At 71.7% G+C, this 15,789-nt stretch carries 16 protein-coding genes; 9 read left to right on the forward strand and 7 right to left on the reverse strand.

Annotation, left to right across the window (positions count from 1 at the left end):
* Positions 1-15: 15 nt before the first annotated feature.
* The 3 genes from B4N89_RS40030 to B4N89_RS40040 all read right to left on the reverse strand — a co-directional run bounded on the left by B4N89_RS40030 (position 16) and on the right by B4N89_RS40040 (position 1,958).
* Positions 16-1,014, reverse strand: coding sequence for a metal ABC transporter substrate-binding protein (locus B4N89_RS40030; protein WP_078981438.1), 999 nt, complete (start codon positions 1,012-1,014; stop codon positions 16-18).
* 180 nt (positions 1,015-1,194) lie between these two features.
* Positions 1,195-1,449, reverse strand: coding sequence for a hypothetical protein (locus tag B4N89_RS40035; RefSeq protein WP_078981439.1), 255 nt, complete (start codon positions 1,447-1,449; stop codon positions 1,195-1,197).
* A 95-nt stretch (positions 1,450-1,544) separates the two neighbouring features.
* Positions 1,545-1,958, reverse strand: a complete 414-nt coding sequence (locus tag B4N89_RS40040) for a hypothetical protein (RefSeq protein ID WP_143658250.1) — start codon at positions 1,956-1,958, stop codon at positions 1,545-1,547.
* 219 nt (positions 1,959-2,177) lie between these two features.
* Here B4N89_RS40040 and B4N89_RS40045 point away from each other — a divergent pair, with 219 nt between their 5' ends.
* The 3 genes from B4N89_RS40045 (at position 2,178) to B4N89_RS40055 (ending at position 4,405) form a co-directional block, all read left to right on the forward strand.
* Positions 2,178-2,789 (forward strand): TetR/AcrR family transcriptional regulator, encoded by a 612-nt coding sequence (locus B4N89_RS40045; protein ID WP_201261123.1) that lies wholly within the window; start codon positions 2,178-2,180, stop codon positions 2,787-2,789.
* A 95-nt stretch (positions 2,790-2,884) separates the two neighbouring features.
* The gene (locus B4N89_RS40050; RefSeq protein ID WP_235619235.1) at positions 2,885-3,874 is read left to right on the forward strand and encodes a hypothetical protein; all 990 of its coding nucleotides are present in this window, start codon (positions 2,885-2,887) and stop codon (positions 3,872-3,874) included.
* A 297-nt stretch (positions 3,875-4,171) separates the two neighbouring features.
* Positions 4,172-4,405 carry a DUF2795 domain-containing protein gene (locus tag B4N89_RS40055; protein ID WP_107504201.1) on the forward strand — a complete coding sequence of 78 codons (234 nt, stop codon included), beginning with the start codon at positions 4,172-4,174 and terminating at the stop codon, positions 4,403-4,405.
* Between the two features lie 28 nt (positions 4,406-4,433).
* On the opposite strand, the gene B4N89_RS40060 is transcribed toward B4N89_RS40055, so the two are convergent.
* Genes B4N89_RS40060 through B4N89_RS40070 form a run of 3 tightly spaced genes read right to left on the reverse strand, consistent with a single transcriptional unit; the run spans position 4,434 to position 6,671 of the window.
* The gene (locus B4N89_RS40060; RefSeq protein WP_078981442.1) at positions 4,434-4,922 is read right to left on the reverse strand and encodes a hypothetical protein; all 489 of its coding nucleotides are present in this window, start codon (positions 4,920-4,922) and stop codon (positions 4,434-4,436) included.
* Between the two features lie 22 nt (positions 4,923-4,944).
* Positions 4,945-5,550 carry a response regulator transcription factor gene (locus B4N89_RS40065; RefSeq protein WP_078981443.1) on the reverse strand — a complete coding sequence of 202 codons (606 nt, stop codon included), beginning with the start codon at positions 5,548-5,550 and terminating at the stop codon, positions 4,945-4,947.
* On the reverse strand, positions 5,547-6,671 hold the full coding sequence (locus B4N89_RS40070; protein WP_078981444.1) for a sensor histidine kinase: 1,125 nt from the start codon (positions 6,669-6,671) through the stop codon (positions 5,547-5,549). The genes B4N89_RS40065 and B4N89_RS40070 overlap by 4 nt, the downstream gene beginning before the upstream one ends.
* 129 nt (positions 6,672-6,800) lie before the next feature.
* On the opposite strand from B4N89_RS40070, the gene B4N89_RS40075 reads away from it, so the two are divergent.
* The 4 genes from B4N89_RS40075 (at position 6,801) to B4N89_RS40090 (ending at position 13,830) form a co-directional block, all read left to right on the forward strand.
* Positions 6,801-7,712: an ABC transporter ATP-binding protein gene (locus B4N89_RS40075; protein WP_078981445.1), complete on the forward strand. Its 912-nt coding sequence runs from the start codon at positions 6,801-6,803 to the stop codon at positions 7,710-7,712.
* Positions 7,709-8,419, forward strand: a complete 711-nt coding sequence (locus B4N89_RS40080; RefSeq protein WP_078981446.1) for an ABC transporter permease — start codon at positions 7,709-7,711, stop codon at positions 8,417-8,419. Before B4N89_RS40075 ends, B4N89_RS40080 begins: the two co-directional genes overlap by 4 nt.
* 159 nt (positions 8,420-8,578) lie before the next feature.
* Positions 8,579-10,126, forward strand: a complete 1,548-nt coding sequence (locus B4N89_RS40085) for a M4 family metallopeptidase (RefSeq protein ID WP_101897497.1) — start codon at positions 8,579-8,581, stop codon at positions 10,124-10,126.
* A 248-nt stretch (positions 10,127-10,374) separates the two neighbouring features.
* Positions 10,375-13,830, forward strand: coding sequence for a M28 family peptidase (locus B4N89_RS40090; RefSeq protein WP_078981447.1), 3,456 nt, complete (start codon positions 10,375-10,377; stop codon positions 13,828-13,830).
* 104 nt (positions 13,831-13,934) lie between these two features.
* Here B4N89_RS40090 and B4N89_RS40095 read toward each other — a convergent pair whose 3' ends face one another.
* On the reverse strand, positions 13,935-14,402 hold the full coding sequence (locus B4N89_RS40095) for a MarR family winged helix-turn-helix transcriptional regulator (protein WP_078981448.1): 468 nt from the start codon (positions 14,400-14,402) through the stop codon (positions 13,935-13,937).
* A gap of 188 nt (positions 14,403-14,590) precedes the next feature.
* Between B4N89_RS40095 and B4N89_RS40100 the strand changes: the two genes are divergently transcribed.
* Positions 14,591-15,157 (forward strand): DoxX family protein, encoded by a 567-nt coding sequence (locus B4N89_RS40100; protein WP_078981449.1) that lies wholly within the window; start codon positions 14,591-14,593, stop codon positions 15,155-15,157.
* Positions 15,158-15,374: 217 nt separating this feature from the next.
* Entirely contained in the window at positions 15,375-15,656 is a 282-nt protein-coding gene (locus B4N89_RS40105; protein WP_078981450.1) for a metal-sensitive transcriptional regulator, read from the forward strand.
* The last annotated feature ends 133 nt before the right edge of the window (positions 15,657-15,789 follow it).

The following is a 15,789-nucleotide window of genomic DNA, read 5'->3' on the forward strand; positions in this document are numbered from 1 at the left end:
TGTGGTCGGTCATCGTCACCCTCGCAGCGCGGCGACGATGGTGTCGGTGTTGTGCTTCTCCGCGCCGAGGTAGGTGTCGCCGGCCGAGCCGGGGGCGCCGAGCGAGTCGGCGTAGAGCGAGTCGTCGCCGTCGACGACCTTGACGCCGGCCTCCCGCGCGATGGTCGCGGCGGTCTTGGGCGGCAGCGCGCTCTCGGCGAACACGGCCTTGGCGCCGGTGGCCTTGATCCTGCCGACGATCTCGTCGATTCGGCTGCCGGACAGTTCGGCCTGGTCGTCGAAGCCGGGGATGATCGAGCCGACGAACTCCAGCCGGTAGCGGTCGACGTAGTAGCCCAGCGCGTCGTGGTTGGTGACCAGCTTGCGATCGGCCGCGGGGATGGCGTCGATCCTGGCCCGGGTGTCCGCGTCGAGGGCGTCGAGCTTGGCGGTGTAGGCCGCGAGGTTGTTCTCGTACACCTTGGCGTTCGTCGCGTCGGCGCCGCTCAGGGCGCGGCCGATGTTGGCCACCATCACCTTGGCGTTGGTCGGGTCGTGCCAGATGTGCGGGTCGAACTCCTCGCCGTCGGTGCCGGGCTCGCCCTTGCGCAGCCGTACGCCGGTGGAGGAGTCGACCACCTGTCCGGTGAAGCCGGCGGCCTGGACCGCCTTGGGCAGCCACGCCTTCTCCATGTCCACGCCGTTCTCGACGACGAGCTTGGCGCCGCGGATGGCGTTCAGGTCGGCGGGGGTGGCCTCGTACTCGTGTGCGCTCGCGTTGGCCTTGATCAACTGGGTCACCTCGACCCGGTCGCCCCCGACGTTGCGTACGAAGTCCGCGACCTGCGTGGTGGTCGCCACGACCTTGACCTTCGGCCCCGAACCGGCGGCGGGCGCGCCGGCGTTGGCCACCGGGGCGGCCTCGGTCCGCTTGCCGTCCCGGGCGTCCTTGTCGTCGGAACCGCAGGCGGCGAGGGCGCCGGTACTCAGGACGCCGGCGGCGAGGGCGGCGCCGGCGCGGACGGATATACGCATGGGAAGTCTCCGAGCAGGGGTGGGTGTACGTCGATCGGCGGGTGCCGTCTCGACGTTTCGATAATGAAAACCATAATCATCTGATCGGAAGGTGTCCAGGCCGGGGGCATGAGGGCGCGGTCGGTCGAGGCGGGGCGCCCCGTGGCCCCCGGTGCGCGTGTCGGAGGCCACGGGCGGGGATCAGCGCCTGCGGATCACACCGGTCGGGTCGTGGTCGGTACTTGAAGCGCCCGGGACTCCCGGGACACCCGGGATCCCCTCGGGTTCGGCACGGGCGCCGGGTGGGTCGCCGGCGACGGGGTCGGCGACCGGGGGCGGGGTCTTGGCGGTCGGGGGCTTGGCAGGCGGCGTCTCGGAAGGCGGGGCACCGGCCGCCGCGCGGGCGGCCTCGGCCCGGACCAGGGCGCTCATCAGCAGGTAGACGTCGAAGGGCATGGCGGAATCTCCCGTGTTCGCGGGCTGCGGAATCGGATCGGTACGCCGGCCCGGCCGATCGCCCACTGCGGCGACGGCGGGGCGGCGGTGCCCGCTCAGCAGCGCAGGACCACGGTCCGCGCGGGTGTTCCCACCCCCACCATCGGATTCGACGCGGTACGGGCGCCCGGCGCGTCCGGGTCGGCCGGCCGAAGTCCGCGCCCGCCCACCGACGTTGCGCTCGACGCGGAGACGGACGGGTATCGCGGCCGGAGGCCGGGCGGGGTACAGCCGGTCGGATCCGCCGGACCGGGCCGACCGCCCGAGTCCTCCGCCGGAGCGTCCTCGGCGTCGACGGGGACCGTGTACCGGGTGGTACCGGTGGCGCACCGATCCGAGTCCCACCCACCGACGCGCGCTCCGGCACCGGCGCCGTGCGCCGCGTGCAACAGGGCCAGCAGCGCGACGAGTACGACCACCAGGCGCACGCCGTGCCGCGGCACAGCACCACCGGCCGTGACGCGCGCCATCGTGACCTCCTTCGCAACCGCCCTCCGAGAGAACCCCCGATTCCGGCCGCGGGCACGCCGGCAAGGCCGAAAACGCCGCAATTTCACCCGATCCGGCGAACCCGTTCGGCCGTGCCGAAGCGGCGAGCACGGTCCGGCCCTTCGGGTCACCGGCGCTCCGGTAAACGGATGAATCCTCCTAATGGACTACTCATCCGCTTTGCCGATAACGTCGCGCGCATGGACGACACGGCCTCTCCCCACAGACCCACGCGGCGCAAGGACGCGACCCGCAACCGGCGGCGCATCATGGACGCCGCGCGGGTGCTCGTACGCGGGGGCAGGCCGCCGCAACTGAACGCGGTCGCCCTGGCCGCCGATGTCGGCGTGGGCACCGTCTACCGGCATTTCCCCACCCCCGAGGCGCTGCTCGAAGCACTGGCCGCCGATCGTTTCGCCACGCTCGTCCGGCAGGCCCGCGAGGCAGCCGGACTGCCCGACCCACAGCAGGCGTTGCGCGCCTTCCTCGGGGACACACTGGACGCCTACGTACAGGACGAGGCATTCGCCGCCGCGGCCTCCGACTCCGGCGCGGCCACCCCGGAGACGCTGGAGCTGCGAGGCCAACTGCTGCGCGCCACCGGTGACTTGCTCGCCCGTACCGCCGACGCCGAGGTGCTGCGCCCGCCGCTGGGGCCCGCCGACCTGCTGCTCCTGCTCCACGGTCTCGGCTTCGCCGTCCGCCACTCCCCCGACCGCGACGATCCGGAGCTGGCCGCCCGCTACCTCGACGCCCTGCTGACCGGGGTACTGGTCCGGCCGGCGGCGGACGCTCCCGTACCGGCGTCGTAGCCGACACCCGCGCGCTCGGCGCCCTGCGATCGACCCGCCCCCGACACGACACCGGATCGCCCGAATCGGGCAGGCGCGCGGCCTATCGTGGCCGCGTGGACAAAACGCCTGTTCCGGGACGGCGCGCGGTGGTACTCGGCATCGTGGCGGCGGCAGCGGGCTGCTCGTCGTCCGATAGTCGGCACACCCGGCCGACCCCGTCGAGCACCACGCCAGGCGGGAGCCCGACCGCGAGCGCGAGTCCGCCGGCCACCCCTCCCGCACTGCCCGTGGTCACCGCCTGGGCAGCCAACCCCGGCGACGTGCGACCGCACGTCAAACAGCGGGCCGTCACGCTGGTGTCCGCGCTCGGCGCCTGGCCGCCGGGCGAACAGGGAATCGCCGCCGCCCGGGCCCGGATCGCCGCGCTGGGCTACTCCCCGGCCCTCGCCGACCAGGCCGGGCCACTGCTCGCGGACACGCCGGAGGCCGTCATCGAGGTGGTCGACGCCCAGTACGGCGGCATCCTCGACACCACCGCCAGTGTCCTGGTCGTCTGCCGCTCGTGGATCCGCGGCGCGGAAGGAACCCCGGTGGCCGGCGGCGTGACCGTCGACGTACGACTGAGCCGGACCGAGCCCGACTGGACGGTCACCGCCCTGCACCCCTCCACGCCGGGAGCGGCCGCCGCCACCCCCTCCGCCCAGGAGGCCCGCGTCCTGGCCGACCCGCGCATCACGCTGCCACCCGCAGCCGCCGCCGATCTGCGCGCCGGCACCGTCCACACATCCGTACTGACCGCGCTGGAAGCGCTCGCCGCACAGCACACCGTCGACGTGAGCATCCTGCGCTCGGGACACCCGATCGACGTCTTCGGCACCACCCGCCCCAGCGACCACCCGGTCGGCCGCGCGGTGGACGTGTGGCGCGTCGACGGCCGACCGATCGTGGATCCGGCCACCCCGCGCTCCCTGGTCGAGAGCTTCATGCGCGCGGGCGAGGCGGCCGGCTCGTACAACGTCGGCGGCCCGTACCGACTCTCCGGCGCGGCCTTCTTCACCGACGACACCCACCACGACCACGTCCACCTCGGATTTCGCGCCTGAACCCCTCGGCGGCGATTCCCCGGGCCCCGGCGGCCGGATCGGGTCCGTACCGTGTGCATCCGACCGGTTCGTGATCCCCCATCGGCGCGCGGGCGGCGTATTATAGCTCTGAAGCCACAAGCTGCCGCCACCCCGGGCTCCCGAGTCGCGATCACCACCCGTGCTCGTCCGACCGGCGGCTCTTCGTGTCGACGCGCGACCCCGAGGGCGACACGGAGACCGGCCCTCGGCGTGCGCAGCGACACCGGCCGCAGGTCGTCGCACACCCACGGTCGGGTAGACGCGTGTGGAGGAGCCATGAGGAGTATCGGCGAATCGACGACCGTGGATCCCGAGGCGCTGCACTGCGCGATGTTCGGCGTGCGGTTCCCCGCCCGCCCGGCGGCGCTGAGCGCCGCGGCCACGATCAACGGAGCTGCGGTCTGGGTGGCTCGGGCTCTGGCAGCCCTGCCGGAGCGCGCGTACGAGGGGCCCAATCAGGTCTGCATGGCCCTGTGCGGTCGGCACGCGGGCCTGGATCCGGGGTTGTGACGGCGGACGGGCCTCACCGCCGATCGTTTCACCGCCGGATCGTCGACGGGGCCTCCACCTCCAGATACCGCCGACCACCCTTGCCCCGGTACTCCAACACCACCCAGCCCAACTCGCCCAGCACCCGCGCGCACCCGTGCAGCGCCCGCTCCGCCTCGTGGCCGGCGCCGCTGCCGCGCGGGCCCGGCCACTCGACCCGGACCACTTGGGGGTGGTCGCCGGCGGTGACGCAGTATCCGGTGGCGGTGCGCTGTCCGCGCTCGTCCAGGGCCGACGGCGCTATCCCGGCGGCCTCCAAGGCCAGCGCGACGGCACGCACCATCCGGACCCGCTCCCACTCGGCCGGCGTCGCGCGCGGGTCGCCGGCGCCGCTGTTCACCACGTCGCGAATCCGCAGCAGCGCCTCGAACGCGTCCCGCACCGCCGCCGCGCGCTCCGGCGTGCCCGCGACCGGTACGGCTTCCGCGCCGGTGGCCGGCTCGAAGCCCGCCGCCTCGGGCGATTCCCGACCGGTCACCGTCGATCCCCCGCCACGGCCGTCACAACCATCCGCGTTCGACCGCGTAACGGGCCGCGGCGTGCCGGCTCGGGGCGCCCACCTTGGTCATCGCCGAGGACAGGTAGTTCCGTACCGTCCCGGCGGCCAGGTGCACCCGGCCGGCGATGTCGCGCACGCTCAGCCCCTCCCGGGTCAACCGCAGCACGTCCAACTCGCGCTCGGACAACGGGCAGTCCAGTACCAGGGCCGCCGCCGCGATCTCCGGATCCACGTGCCGGTGTCCCGCGTGCACGTCGCGAATCACCTGGGCCAGATGCGCGGCCGGCCGCGACTTGGGCACGAATCCGCGTACGCCCGCCCGCAGCGCGCGGGTGAGCACGCCGGGGCGGGCATGCCGGGTGACCAGCACGATCCGGGTGTCGGGGCGCCCGGCCAGGATGCGGCCGGCCGCCTCCAGACCGTCGGGCCCACCCGGCATCTCCAGGTCCATCACCACCACGTCGGGCACGTGCCGGGCGGCCTCGGCGATCGCGGCCGTCCCGTCGGCGGCCTGGGCGACCACGGTCAGGTCCGGCTCCAGGTCCAGGAGTTGGCCCAGCGCGCCGCGCAACATCGCCTCGTCCTCGACCAGCACCAGGCGGATCACGCGGGGGCCTCCGTACGGTCGGCGACATCGAGGCGCGCCACCACCTCGAAGACGCCCAGGCCGGCCGAGGCGCGCAACTCGCCGCCGTGGCCGCGCAGCCGGGCGTCCAAGCCGGCCAGGCCGGTGCCTCCGGGGCGTCTTCCGTGCGTCGCGCCGTCGTTGCGAATCGTGAGCCGGCGGCCGTCTGCGGACACGTCGATCGAGGCGGTGGTGGCCGCCGCATGCCGCAGGATGTTGGTCGTGGCCTCCCGCACCACCAGGCCGAACAGCGTGCCGGCCCGGTCCGGCAGCGGGGGTGGGCTCGCGTAGCGGCACTCGATCCCGGCCGCGGTCAACACCGCCGCCGCGTTGGCCAGTTCGGCGGGGAAGGACACCTCGCGGTAGCCGTGTACCAGGCCCCGGGTGTCGGTCGCCGCCTCGCGGGCCAGTGCCTCCACCTCGCCGATCTGCGCGGCGGCGGCCGAGGGGTCTCTCTCGACCAGCCGCCGGGCGAGTTCGCTCTTGACCGCGATCACGGTCAGCGTGTGGCCCTGGATGTCGTGCAGGTCCGCGGCGAACCGCAGCCGTTCGTTGGCCACGGCCAACTCGCCCGCGATCCGGCGCGCGTCGTCGAGTTCGACGAACTGGCGCCAGACCCAGTCGTTGACCACGCAGGTCAGCGCCACACCGGTGGTGATGATCAGCGCGCCGACCGTCTGATCCGGATTCTCCCCCGGCGACGGCCCGAGGAGTATCGGCAGCGCCGCTGTCACCAGCAGGCCCGCGGTCAGGACCCGCCACCGACGACCGCGGGCGTACATCGTCAGCAGCCCCACGGCGGTGGCGAGCGGCATGGGCCACGGGAATATCGCGTCGTGGGCCAGCGCCGCCGCGGAGACCCCGAGGGCCACCGCGCAGGTCACCGTCAGGAGACCGCGCGGCGGCGTGCCGGCCCAGTGCCGGGCGGTGGCGAACAACAGTCCGCAGCAGCCGATCGCGGCCACGGCGAACGGCCACCCGTTGTCGCCGTGGACCGCCTCGACCACCGCGAGCACCGCTGGGATGCCCGGGACCAGCACCACGGCCGACAGCAGCGACCACGCGGTGAAGCGGCGTGCCCGTCGCATCGTGGAGGAGACCATGTGCCCAGCGTAGGTGCGCGGCCGGGGCTCGCTCCCGGTGATCGGTCATCGGCGGGCATGACATTTGTCAGCCGGGGAGCGGACACCGGGCCACTACCGGGCGCGGGCGGCCGGCCACACGCTGGCGTCATGGATGCGACGATGATCGAAGTACGCGGACTGCGTTGCTCGTACGGCGCCTTCGAGGCCGTCTCCGGGGTCGACCTCGACGTGCGCCGGGGCGAGGTGTACGCCCTGTTGGGCACCAACGGCGCGGGGAAGACCACCACGCTGGAGACCCTGGAAGGCCACCGCCGGCCGACCTCGGGGTCGGTGCGGGTGCTCGGCGGCGATCCGCGCTCGACCGCGGTGCGGTTGCGGACGGGAATGATGCTCCAGGAGTCGGGGTTCGCGGCCGAGTTGACGCCGATCGAGACGCTGCGGTTGTGGAGCCGGGTCGCGCGGCGCGAGGACGACGACGAGGCGTTGATCGACCGGCTCGGGCTGACCCGGCGGCGCGACGTCCGGGTCAACCGGTTGTCGGGCGGCGAGCGGCGGCGGCTCGACCTGGCGATGGCGGTGTACGGGCGGCCCGAACTGCTGTTCCTCGACGAGCCGACCGCCGGACTGGATCCGCAGACGCGTGATCTCCTGTGGGACCTGCTGCGCGAGTTGTCGGCGGATGGCACCACGGTGGTGCTGACCACGCACTACCTGGAGGAGGCGAGCACGCTGGCCGACCGGATCGCGATCATGCGCGAGGGGCGGATCGCGGTCGAGGGCACCCTGGCCGAACTGCTCGCCCCGTACCCCGCCCGGATCTCCTTCGATCTCCCCGACGGACCGGCCGCGACCGACCTGCCGCTCGCGGTGGACGTGGCCGCCAGCCGGGGCAACCGGGTCACCGTGACCACCGACGAGCCGGAGCGCGCCATGGTGATGCTGCTCGCCTGGGCGGACGGGCGCGGCGTGCGCCTGCGCGGCTTGGTGACCCGGCCGGCGACGCTGGACGACGTCTTCCGGGCCGTCGCGAACCCCGCGCCGACGGGGGTGGCCGCGTGAAGGGCACCGCCTGGCGGGCCGTGGCCGCCGCCGAACTGCGCATCATGCTGCGCGACAAGACGGTCGCGGCCACGGTGGTACTGCTGCCGCTGTTCGTCGCGTCCACCGCGTTGGCCTCGCCGACGCCGGACACGGTCGCGCATTCCGTGTTGTTCATGCTGCTGATCGGGGTGCACGCGACACTCGCCGCCACGCTCGCGGCCCGGCGCAAGGACCTGTTTCTCAAACGTCTGCGCAGCGGCGCGGACCCCGACGCGTCGATCATCGTCGGGCTGGTGCTGCCGGCGGTCCTGGTCACGTGCGGCCAACTCGTGCTGCTGGTCGTCGTGTTGTCGTATACCAGTCTCTCCGCCCCCGACAACGCGGGGCTGCTCGTCCTGGCGATCGTGAGCGGGGCGCTGATGTGTACGGGGGTCGCGATGGCCACCTCGGCGTTCACCGCGTCGGCGGAGCAGGCGCAGGTCACCACGATGCCGTTCCTGGTCGTGGCCATCGGCGGCAACCTGCTCGTGCAGGAGCGGGCCCCGGAGCACCTGCGATGGCTCGGCTACCTGGTCCCCGGCGACGGCGTGGTGGACCTCGCCATCGGGGCCTGGGAAGGGATGGGCGTGGGCAGCGCGTTCCTGGCGCTGGCGTCGGTGACCGCCTGGACGCTGATCGGCGCCGCGCTCGGCATCCGGCTGTTCCGCTGGGAGCCCCGACACTGAGCCCGCTCGGGCCCACAACTAGCCAAGATGTGCCGATTGTTCGAGATTCGTTGCCGCAGAACCGTTCCGCTGTGAGGGTGTTCCTCGCTCGGGCGACGAACCCGGCGCGCCGGCGATCGGTTTCGTCGTCGCGGCCCGTCTTCCACCCGAGGAGCCTCGATGCATCGCAGAACGCTGACGGTCGGATCGGTCCTGGCCCTGCTGGCCGGCCTGGGAATCGGCACCACCACACCCTCGAACGCGGCCCCGCCATCGAACTCCCCAGCCGCCGCCCGCGGCGCCGCGATCGAGGCGGCCGACCGCGCCGTCTCCGGCGACTCGGGCAACCTCGCCAAGGCACCCGGCGAGCGGTACCGGCGGGGCATGGTGACGCCCTGGCTCGACAACCTCTACTCGATCGCCTACACCCGCACCTATCGCGGCCTGCCCGTGGTGGGCGGCGACGCCGCCGTGCTGGCCGACGGCACCGGCCGGGTCCGGGCCGTGGAGACCGCCGACGGCCCGCGCATCGACGTGCCGACCGCGCCGACCGTACCCGCCGCGAGCGCCGAGGCGAGCGCGCGCACCCGACTCGCCGCCGTGGACCGGGTCGAGACACCCCGCCTGGTGGTGCAACTCGACCCCGCGAATGCCCACTTGGCCTGGGAAACGGTAGTGACCGGCCGGGTCGGGAACGCGCCGAGCAGGCTGCACGTGTTCGTCGACGCCCGTTCCGGCGCGGTGCTCGACACCGCGACCTACGACGACGTCCACGCCGGCACCGGGCACAGCAAGTGGAACGGCCCCGACCCGATCACCATCACCACCGCCTCCAGCGGTTCCACCTCCTTCATGAACGACCTGACCCGCCCCGGCCTGACCTGTTCCAAGTACAACGGCGCGGTGTTGGCCAAGACCGTCGACGACTGGGGCAACGCGAACCCGACCACGATCGAGACCGGCTGCGTCGACTCGATGTGGGCGGCGCAGAAGGAATGGGACATGCTCCGCGACTGGCTCGGTCGCAACGGCCACAACGGCGCCGGCGGTACCGTACCGGTGGTCGTCGGTCTCCCCACCGTGAACGCCTACTTCGACGGCAACAAGGTGCTCATCGGCCACGACACCAAAAGTCAATGGCTCGGCGCGATGGACATCGTGGGCCACGAGTACGGACATGTGGTCGACAAGACCTCCCCGGGCTCGTTCATGCAAGCCGGCCTCAGCGAGGGCACCGGCGACATCTTCGGCGCGCTCACCGAGTTCTACGCCAACGAACCCGCACCGTTCGACACCCCCGATTACACCGTCGGCGAGATGGTCTTTCTCGACGGTGGCGGACCGCTGCGCCACATGTACAACCCCTCGCTGACCGGCGACCCGAACTGCTACAGCTCGACACTGCCGCCGGACGAGCACAAGGCGTCCGGTCCGTTGAACCACTGGTTCTATCTGCTCGCCGAAGGCTCCAATCCGGGCGGCGGCAAGCCTGCCAGCCCGACCTGCAACCACTCCACGGTCACCGGAGTGGGCATCAAGACCGCCGGTCGCGTCTTCTACGGCGGCCTGTTGTCGCGGCCGTCCGGCATCGACTACAAGAAGCTGCGCACGCTCACCGTACAAGCGGCCAAGACCCTCGACCCGACCTGCGTCGTCTGGAAGGCGACCCGGGACGCCTGGAGCGCGGTCGGCGTCCCGGTGCAGTCCGGCGAACCCCTCTGCGTCTGATCCCTCGGCATCCGGGCCCGCACCGCCGAGGGCCCGGACGCCGAACCCGCAACAGGCCCGAGGCAGCACTGATTTCGCCACTATTTGCCGGCCTCGCCGCAGCCCTTCGCGCGGCCCTCGTGTCCGTGTGAGTGTTTCGCTCGCTCGGGCACGAACCCCGGCCTGCACGGTCGACCGCGGCGCTCACGAGGCGTGCGGTCCAAGCCGGATTCGTGGTCGAGGTCTGCCTTCCCACTCGAGGAGCCTCGATGAATCGAAGAATGACCACGGCCGGAACCGTTCTGGCCATGCTCACCGGCCTCACCGTGGGCGTGGTGGCCCAGCCGGCGTCAGCCGACCCGCCACAGCCCGACTCGCAGGCACTGGCGGTCTCCGCCGCCGACCGTGCCGTCTCCAGCGGCCTCGACACCCTCGCCAAGGGTCCCGACGAGCAGTACCAGCGCCAAACCGTCACGCCGTGGATCAACGACCTGTACTCGGTCGCCTACCAGCGCACCTACCGCGGCCTGCCGGTCGTCGGCGCGGACGCCGTGGTGATGGCCGACGGCAAGGGCCGGGTACGGGCGACCCAGTCGTCCACCGACGCCCGAATCTCCGTACCGACCCAGCCCACCATCGCGGCGGGCGCGGCCGAGGCCACCTCCAGGACCAAGCTGGCGAGCGTGGACCGGGTCGACTCGCACCGCCTGGTCGTCCGGGTCAAGGACGGCAAGAGCGCGCTGGCCTGGGAAACCGTGTTGATCGGCCGGACCGCGACCGCGCCCAGCCGGCTGCACGTGTTCGTGGACGCGAGCACGGGCACGGTGCTCGACACCGTCGACGACGTCAAGGCCGGCACCGGCAACAGCCAGTGGAACGGCCCCAATCCGCTCGCGATCGACACCACGAACTCCGGTGGTACGTACTCCCTGCGCGACCCCAACCGGCCGGGTCTGACCTGCGCCGACTACTCGAGCGGCCAGGTCTTCTCGAAGTCCTCGGACTCGTGGGGCAACGGTCAGGCGTCGAGCAAGGAGACCGGCTGCGTCGACGTCATGTGGGCGGCGCAGAAGGAATGGAACATGCTCCGCGACTGGCTCGGTCGCAACGGGCACAACGGCAACGGCGGTAGTTGGCCGGTCAAGGTCGGTCTGAACGACGTCAACGCCTACTGGGACGGCTCGTCGATCTCCATCGGGCACAACCAGAGCAACCAGTGGATCGGCTCGATGGACGTCGTCGGCCACGAATTCGGCCACGGCATCGACCAGTTCACCCCGGGCAGCACCAGCGGCGAGGCCGGACTCGGCGAGGCCACCGGCGACATCATGGGCGCGCTGACCGAGGCGTACACCAACGAGCCCTCGCCGTACGACGCTCCCGACTACACCGTCGGCGAGACCGTGAACCTGGTGGGCCAGGGCCCGATCCGCTACATGTACAAGCCGTCCACCAACGGCGACCCCGACTGCTACAGCTCCTCGATTCCCAGCACGGAGGAGCACGCGGCGGCCGGACCGCTCAACCACTGGTTCTACCTGCTCGCCGAGGGCACCAACCCCGGCGGCGGCAAGCCGACCAGCCCGACCTGCAACAGCAGCACCCTGACCGGGGTCGGCATCCAACAGGCCGGCAAGGTCTTCTACGGCGGCATGCTCCTGAAGACCAGCGGCATGACCTACAAGCGCTACCGCACCGCGACGCTCAGCGCGGCCAAGACGCTCGACCCGACCTGCGCGCTGTTCACCAAGACCAAGGCCGCCTGGGACGCGATCAGCGTGCCCGCGCAGACCGGTGACCCGACCTGCACCCCCGGCCCGGGTCAGAACGACTTCTCGATCACCCTCAACCCGACCGCCGGCACGGTGGCCCCGGGCGCGTCCGTCACGTCCACGGTGGCCACGACCATCACCGCCGGCCAGGCGCAGACGGTCACCCTGACCGCCTCCAACCTGCCGACCGGTGTGACCGCCCAGTTCAACCCGGGCAGTGTGCAGTCCGGCGCCAATTCCACGCTGACCCTGTCGGCGAGTTCGACCGCCACGCCGGGCACGTCCACGATCACGGTGACCGGCACCGGTACCGGCGTGACGCACACCGCGCAGTACACCCTGACGGTCAGCGGCACGTCCTCCCCGATTCCCGACGTCAGCGTCGCGAACGTGCAGGCGCACCTGTCCCAGCTGAACACCATCGCGACCCAGAACGGCGGCAACCGCCGTGCGGGCAGCGCCGGTTACACCGCGTCGCTGGCCTATGTGAAGGGTAAGCTCCAGGCGGCCGGCTACCAGGTCACCGAGCAGACCTGCACCTCCTGCACCTACCGCTCCAACAACCTGATCGCCGACTGGCCCGGCGGCCCCGCCGACTCCACCGTCATGTTCGGCGCCCACCTGGACAGCGTCCAGGCCGGCCCCGGCATCAACGACAACGGCTCCGGCTCCGCCACCCTCCTGGAGAACGCGCTCGTCCTCGCGCAGGCCAACCCGAACCTGACCAAGCACGTGCGGTTCGGCTGGTGGGCCGGCGAGGAACAGGGTCTCCAGGGCTCGCAGTTCTACGTCAGCCAATTGAGCTCGACCCAGCGCACCGCGATCAAGGGCTACTACAACTTCGACATGGTCGGCTCGCCCAACGGCGGCTACTTCATCAACAACATCAACTCCGCCACCGCCGCCCCGATGAAGGCCTACTGGGACTCGCTGAACCTGCGCCCGGAGGAGAACGTCGAGGGCCAGGGACGCTCCGACGACGCCTCCTTCCAGCAGGGCGGCATCCCCACCTCCGGCTACGCGGCCGGTGCCGACGCGCGCAAGACCTCGGCACAGGCGCAGAAGTGGGGCGGACAGGCCAACCAGTCCTACGACTCCTGCTACCACTCCGCGTGTGACACCACCTCCAACATCAACGCGACGGTTCTGGACCGCAGCGCGGACGGTGTCGCCTACACCATCTGGAAGACCGCGGTCGGCGGCGGCAACCCCGGCAACGACTTCTCGGTCGGCGTCAGCCCGAACTCGGGCAACACCCAGCCGGGCGGCAACACCACCGCGACCGTCAACACCCAGACCACCAGCGGCAACCCGCAGACGGTGAACCTGACCTCCTCCGGCGCGCCGAGCGGCGTGGACGTGACCTTCAACCCGACGTCGGTCCAGTCCGGTGCGTCCTCGACGGTGACCTTCCAGGTGGGGGCCAACGTCGCGGCGGGTACGTACCCGATCACCATCACCGGTACCGGCAACGTGCAGCACGCGACGACGTACACGCTGACCGTCGGAACCGTCAACCCGGGCAACTCGCTGCAGAACGGCGGCTTCGAGCAGGGCACCGCCAACTGGACGCAGAGCGCCAACGACATCACCAACAGCACGCAGGCCACCCCGCACAGCGGTGGCTGGTACGCCTGGATGATGGGTTACGGCAGCACCGCCACCGAGACCCTGAGCCAGTCGAACATCACCGTCCCGGCCAACGCCAAGCTGCGCGTGTGGGTCAAGATCACCACCGAGGAGGTCGGGAGCACCGTCTACGACACCCTCGATGTCCAGATCAACGGCACCACGCTGGCCACCTACTCCAACGCCAACGCGACCGGCACCTATGCGCAGAAGACCGTGGACCTGAGCGCCTACGCGGGCCAGACGGTCAGCCTCCAGTTCTCCGGTTCCGAGGACGAGTCCGCGACGACCACGTTCTTCGTGGACGACGTCTCGATCTCCTGACCGCGTCCCGAAGAACACCGCATCACGAGTGATCGCCCCGCCCCCGGCAGCGCGCCGGGGGCGGGGCGCACCCGTGTCCGGGCCCGCGCGGCGCCGGCCGTGTCTCAGGCTCGGTCGTGTGCCCGCAGTCGGCGGCCGACCACGCCCAACGCCTCGGCCAGTACCGCCAGTTGGTCACGATCCAACACGTCGATCAGGACCTCGCGCACCCGCGCCACGTGCGCGGGCGCGGCGCCGCGCAGCCGCGCGGATCCCTCGTCGGTCAGCACCGCGTAGACCCCGCGCGCCTGTTCCGGGCACGCGCGCCGGCGGACCAGGCCCAGCTTCTCCAACTGGGCGACCTGGTAGGTGATCCCGCTCTTCGAGGTGATCAACCGGTCGGCCAGTTCGGCCATCCGCAGTTCGCCGTCGGGCGCGTCCGCCAGGTGCACCAGGATCTCGTACTGCGGGTGGGACAACCCCGCCTCGTCCTTGAGCTGGCGCTCCAAAGCCCGGTCCACCCGGTGGCCGGCCTCGACGAAGCTCGTCCACGCGGCCATCTCCAGGTCGTCCAGCCAACGCGGTTCGCTCATGCGGCAAACCCTACCCAGCTTGTCGAAGCCGGGGTCGGCCTGTAGCGTCGAAGTAGTTCAAATTTGAACTGGACCGCCCGCATCTCGTGGCCCGCATCGCCACACGCGGTGACACCGCGTGCGGCGGTGCGGCATGCCGCACGCCGCAAGATCGCCCCAGCGACCTCGCCATCGACAGGAGCACCCGCATGTACTCCCCCGCCGAGACGACCCACCGCGACCCCGATCAGGCGACCCGCACCGCGCCCGCCGGCGCGCCCGGCGCGTCGCTGCACGGCTACGACCTCGGCCTGGCCCTGCTGCGCGTCGTGGTCGGCCTGACCATGGCCGCACACGGCTCGCAGAAGCTCTTCGGCTGGTTCGACGGCTCCGGCCTGGACGGCACCGGCCAGTTCTTCACCATGAGCGGCTACCCGTCCGGCAAGGCGATGGCCACCGTGGCCGGCCTCACCGAGACCTTCGGCGGGCTCGCCCTCGTCATCGGCCTGTGCACCCCTCTGGCCGCCGCCGGGATCGTGGGCACGATGATCAACGCCATCGCGGTCAAGTGGGACGGCGGCTTCTTCGCACCGAAGGGCGTGGAGTACGAACTGCTGCTCACCGCGGCCGCCGCCGCACTCGCGCTGACCGGCCCGGGCCGACTGGCCGTGGACCGCTTCCTGCCGATCCTGCGCAGCCATCGCGTCGCGTACGGCATAGCCGCCGTCGCGGTCGGCGCGCTCACCGCGGGCGTCATCCTGATGTTGCGCGACTGAGCGCGAGGCACGAGCACACCCCGAAGCACATGCGGCCGCCCCCGGGATCCACGGATCCCGGGGGCGGCCGCATGTCGTGCCTTCGACGTGGGCGCCCGGCACCCGGCATTCCGAATATTTTCATAGGCCCCGGGGGTATACGACCGACCGAAACGATACCCTGCGGGGGTACCTTGCGGTCGAGCCGAGACCGCATGCGCGACCAGGGAGGCCCGCGATGACCGGATACGACGACGGCAAGGACGCCTACCTCGCCCGCCTGAAGCGGGTGGAGGGCCAGGTCAGAGGTCTGCATCGGATGGTGGAGTCGGATGCCTACTGCATCGACGTGCTGACCCAGGTGTCCGCCGTGACCAAGGCGCTCCAGGCGGTCGCCCTGGGGCTACTGACCGATCACCTGGGCCACTGCGTGGTCCAGGCCGCCGGGCAGGGCGGCGACGCGGCCGACGCCAAGGTCCGCGAGGCCGCCGACGCGGTGGCCCGATTGGTGCGCTCCTGACGGGAGTTCCCCCACCCACACCCCCCGCTTCGCAACGGGAATCCATCCCCTCGGGTTGACAATATACCCAGGGGGGTATGTTGTAGTCGAAGCCGCCGCCCGGAACCGGTGCGGCGGACCCGAGAACCAGGAG

The organism is Embleya scabrispora (assembly GCF_002024165.1).
Taxonomy (GTDB): domain Bacteria; phylum Actinomycetota; class Actinomycetes; order Streptomycetales; family Streptomycetaceae; genus Embleya; species Embleya scabrispora_A.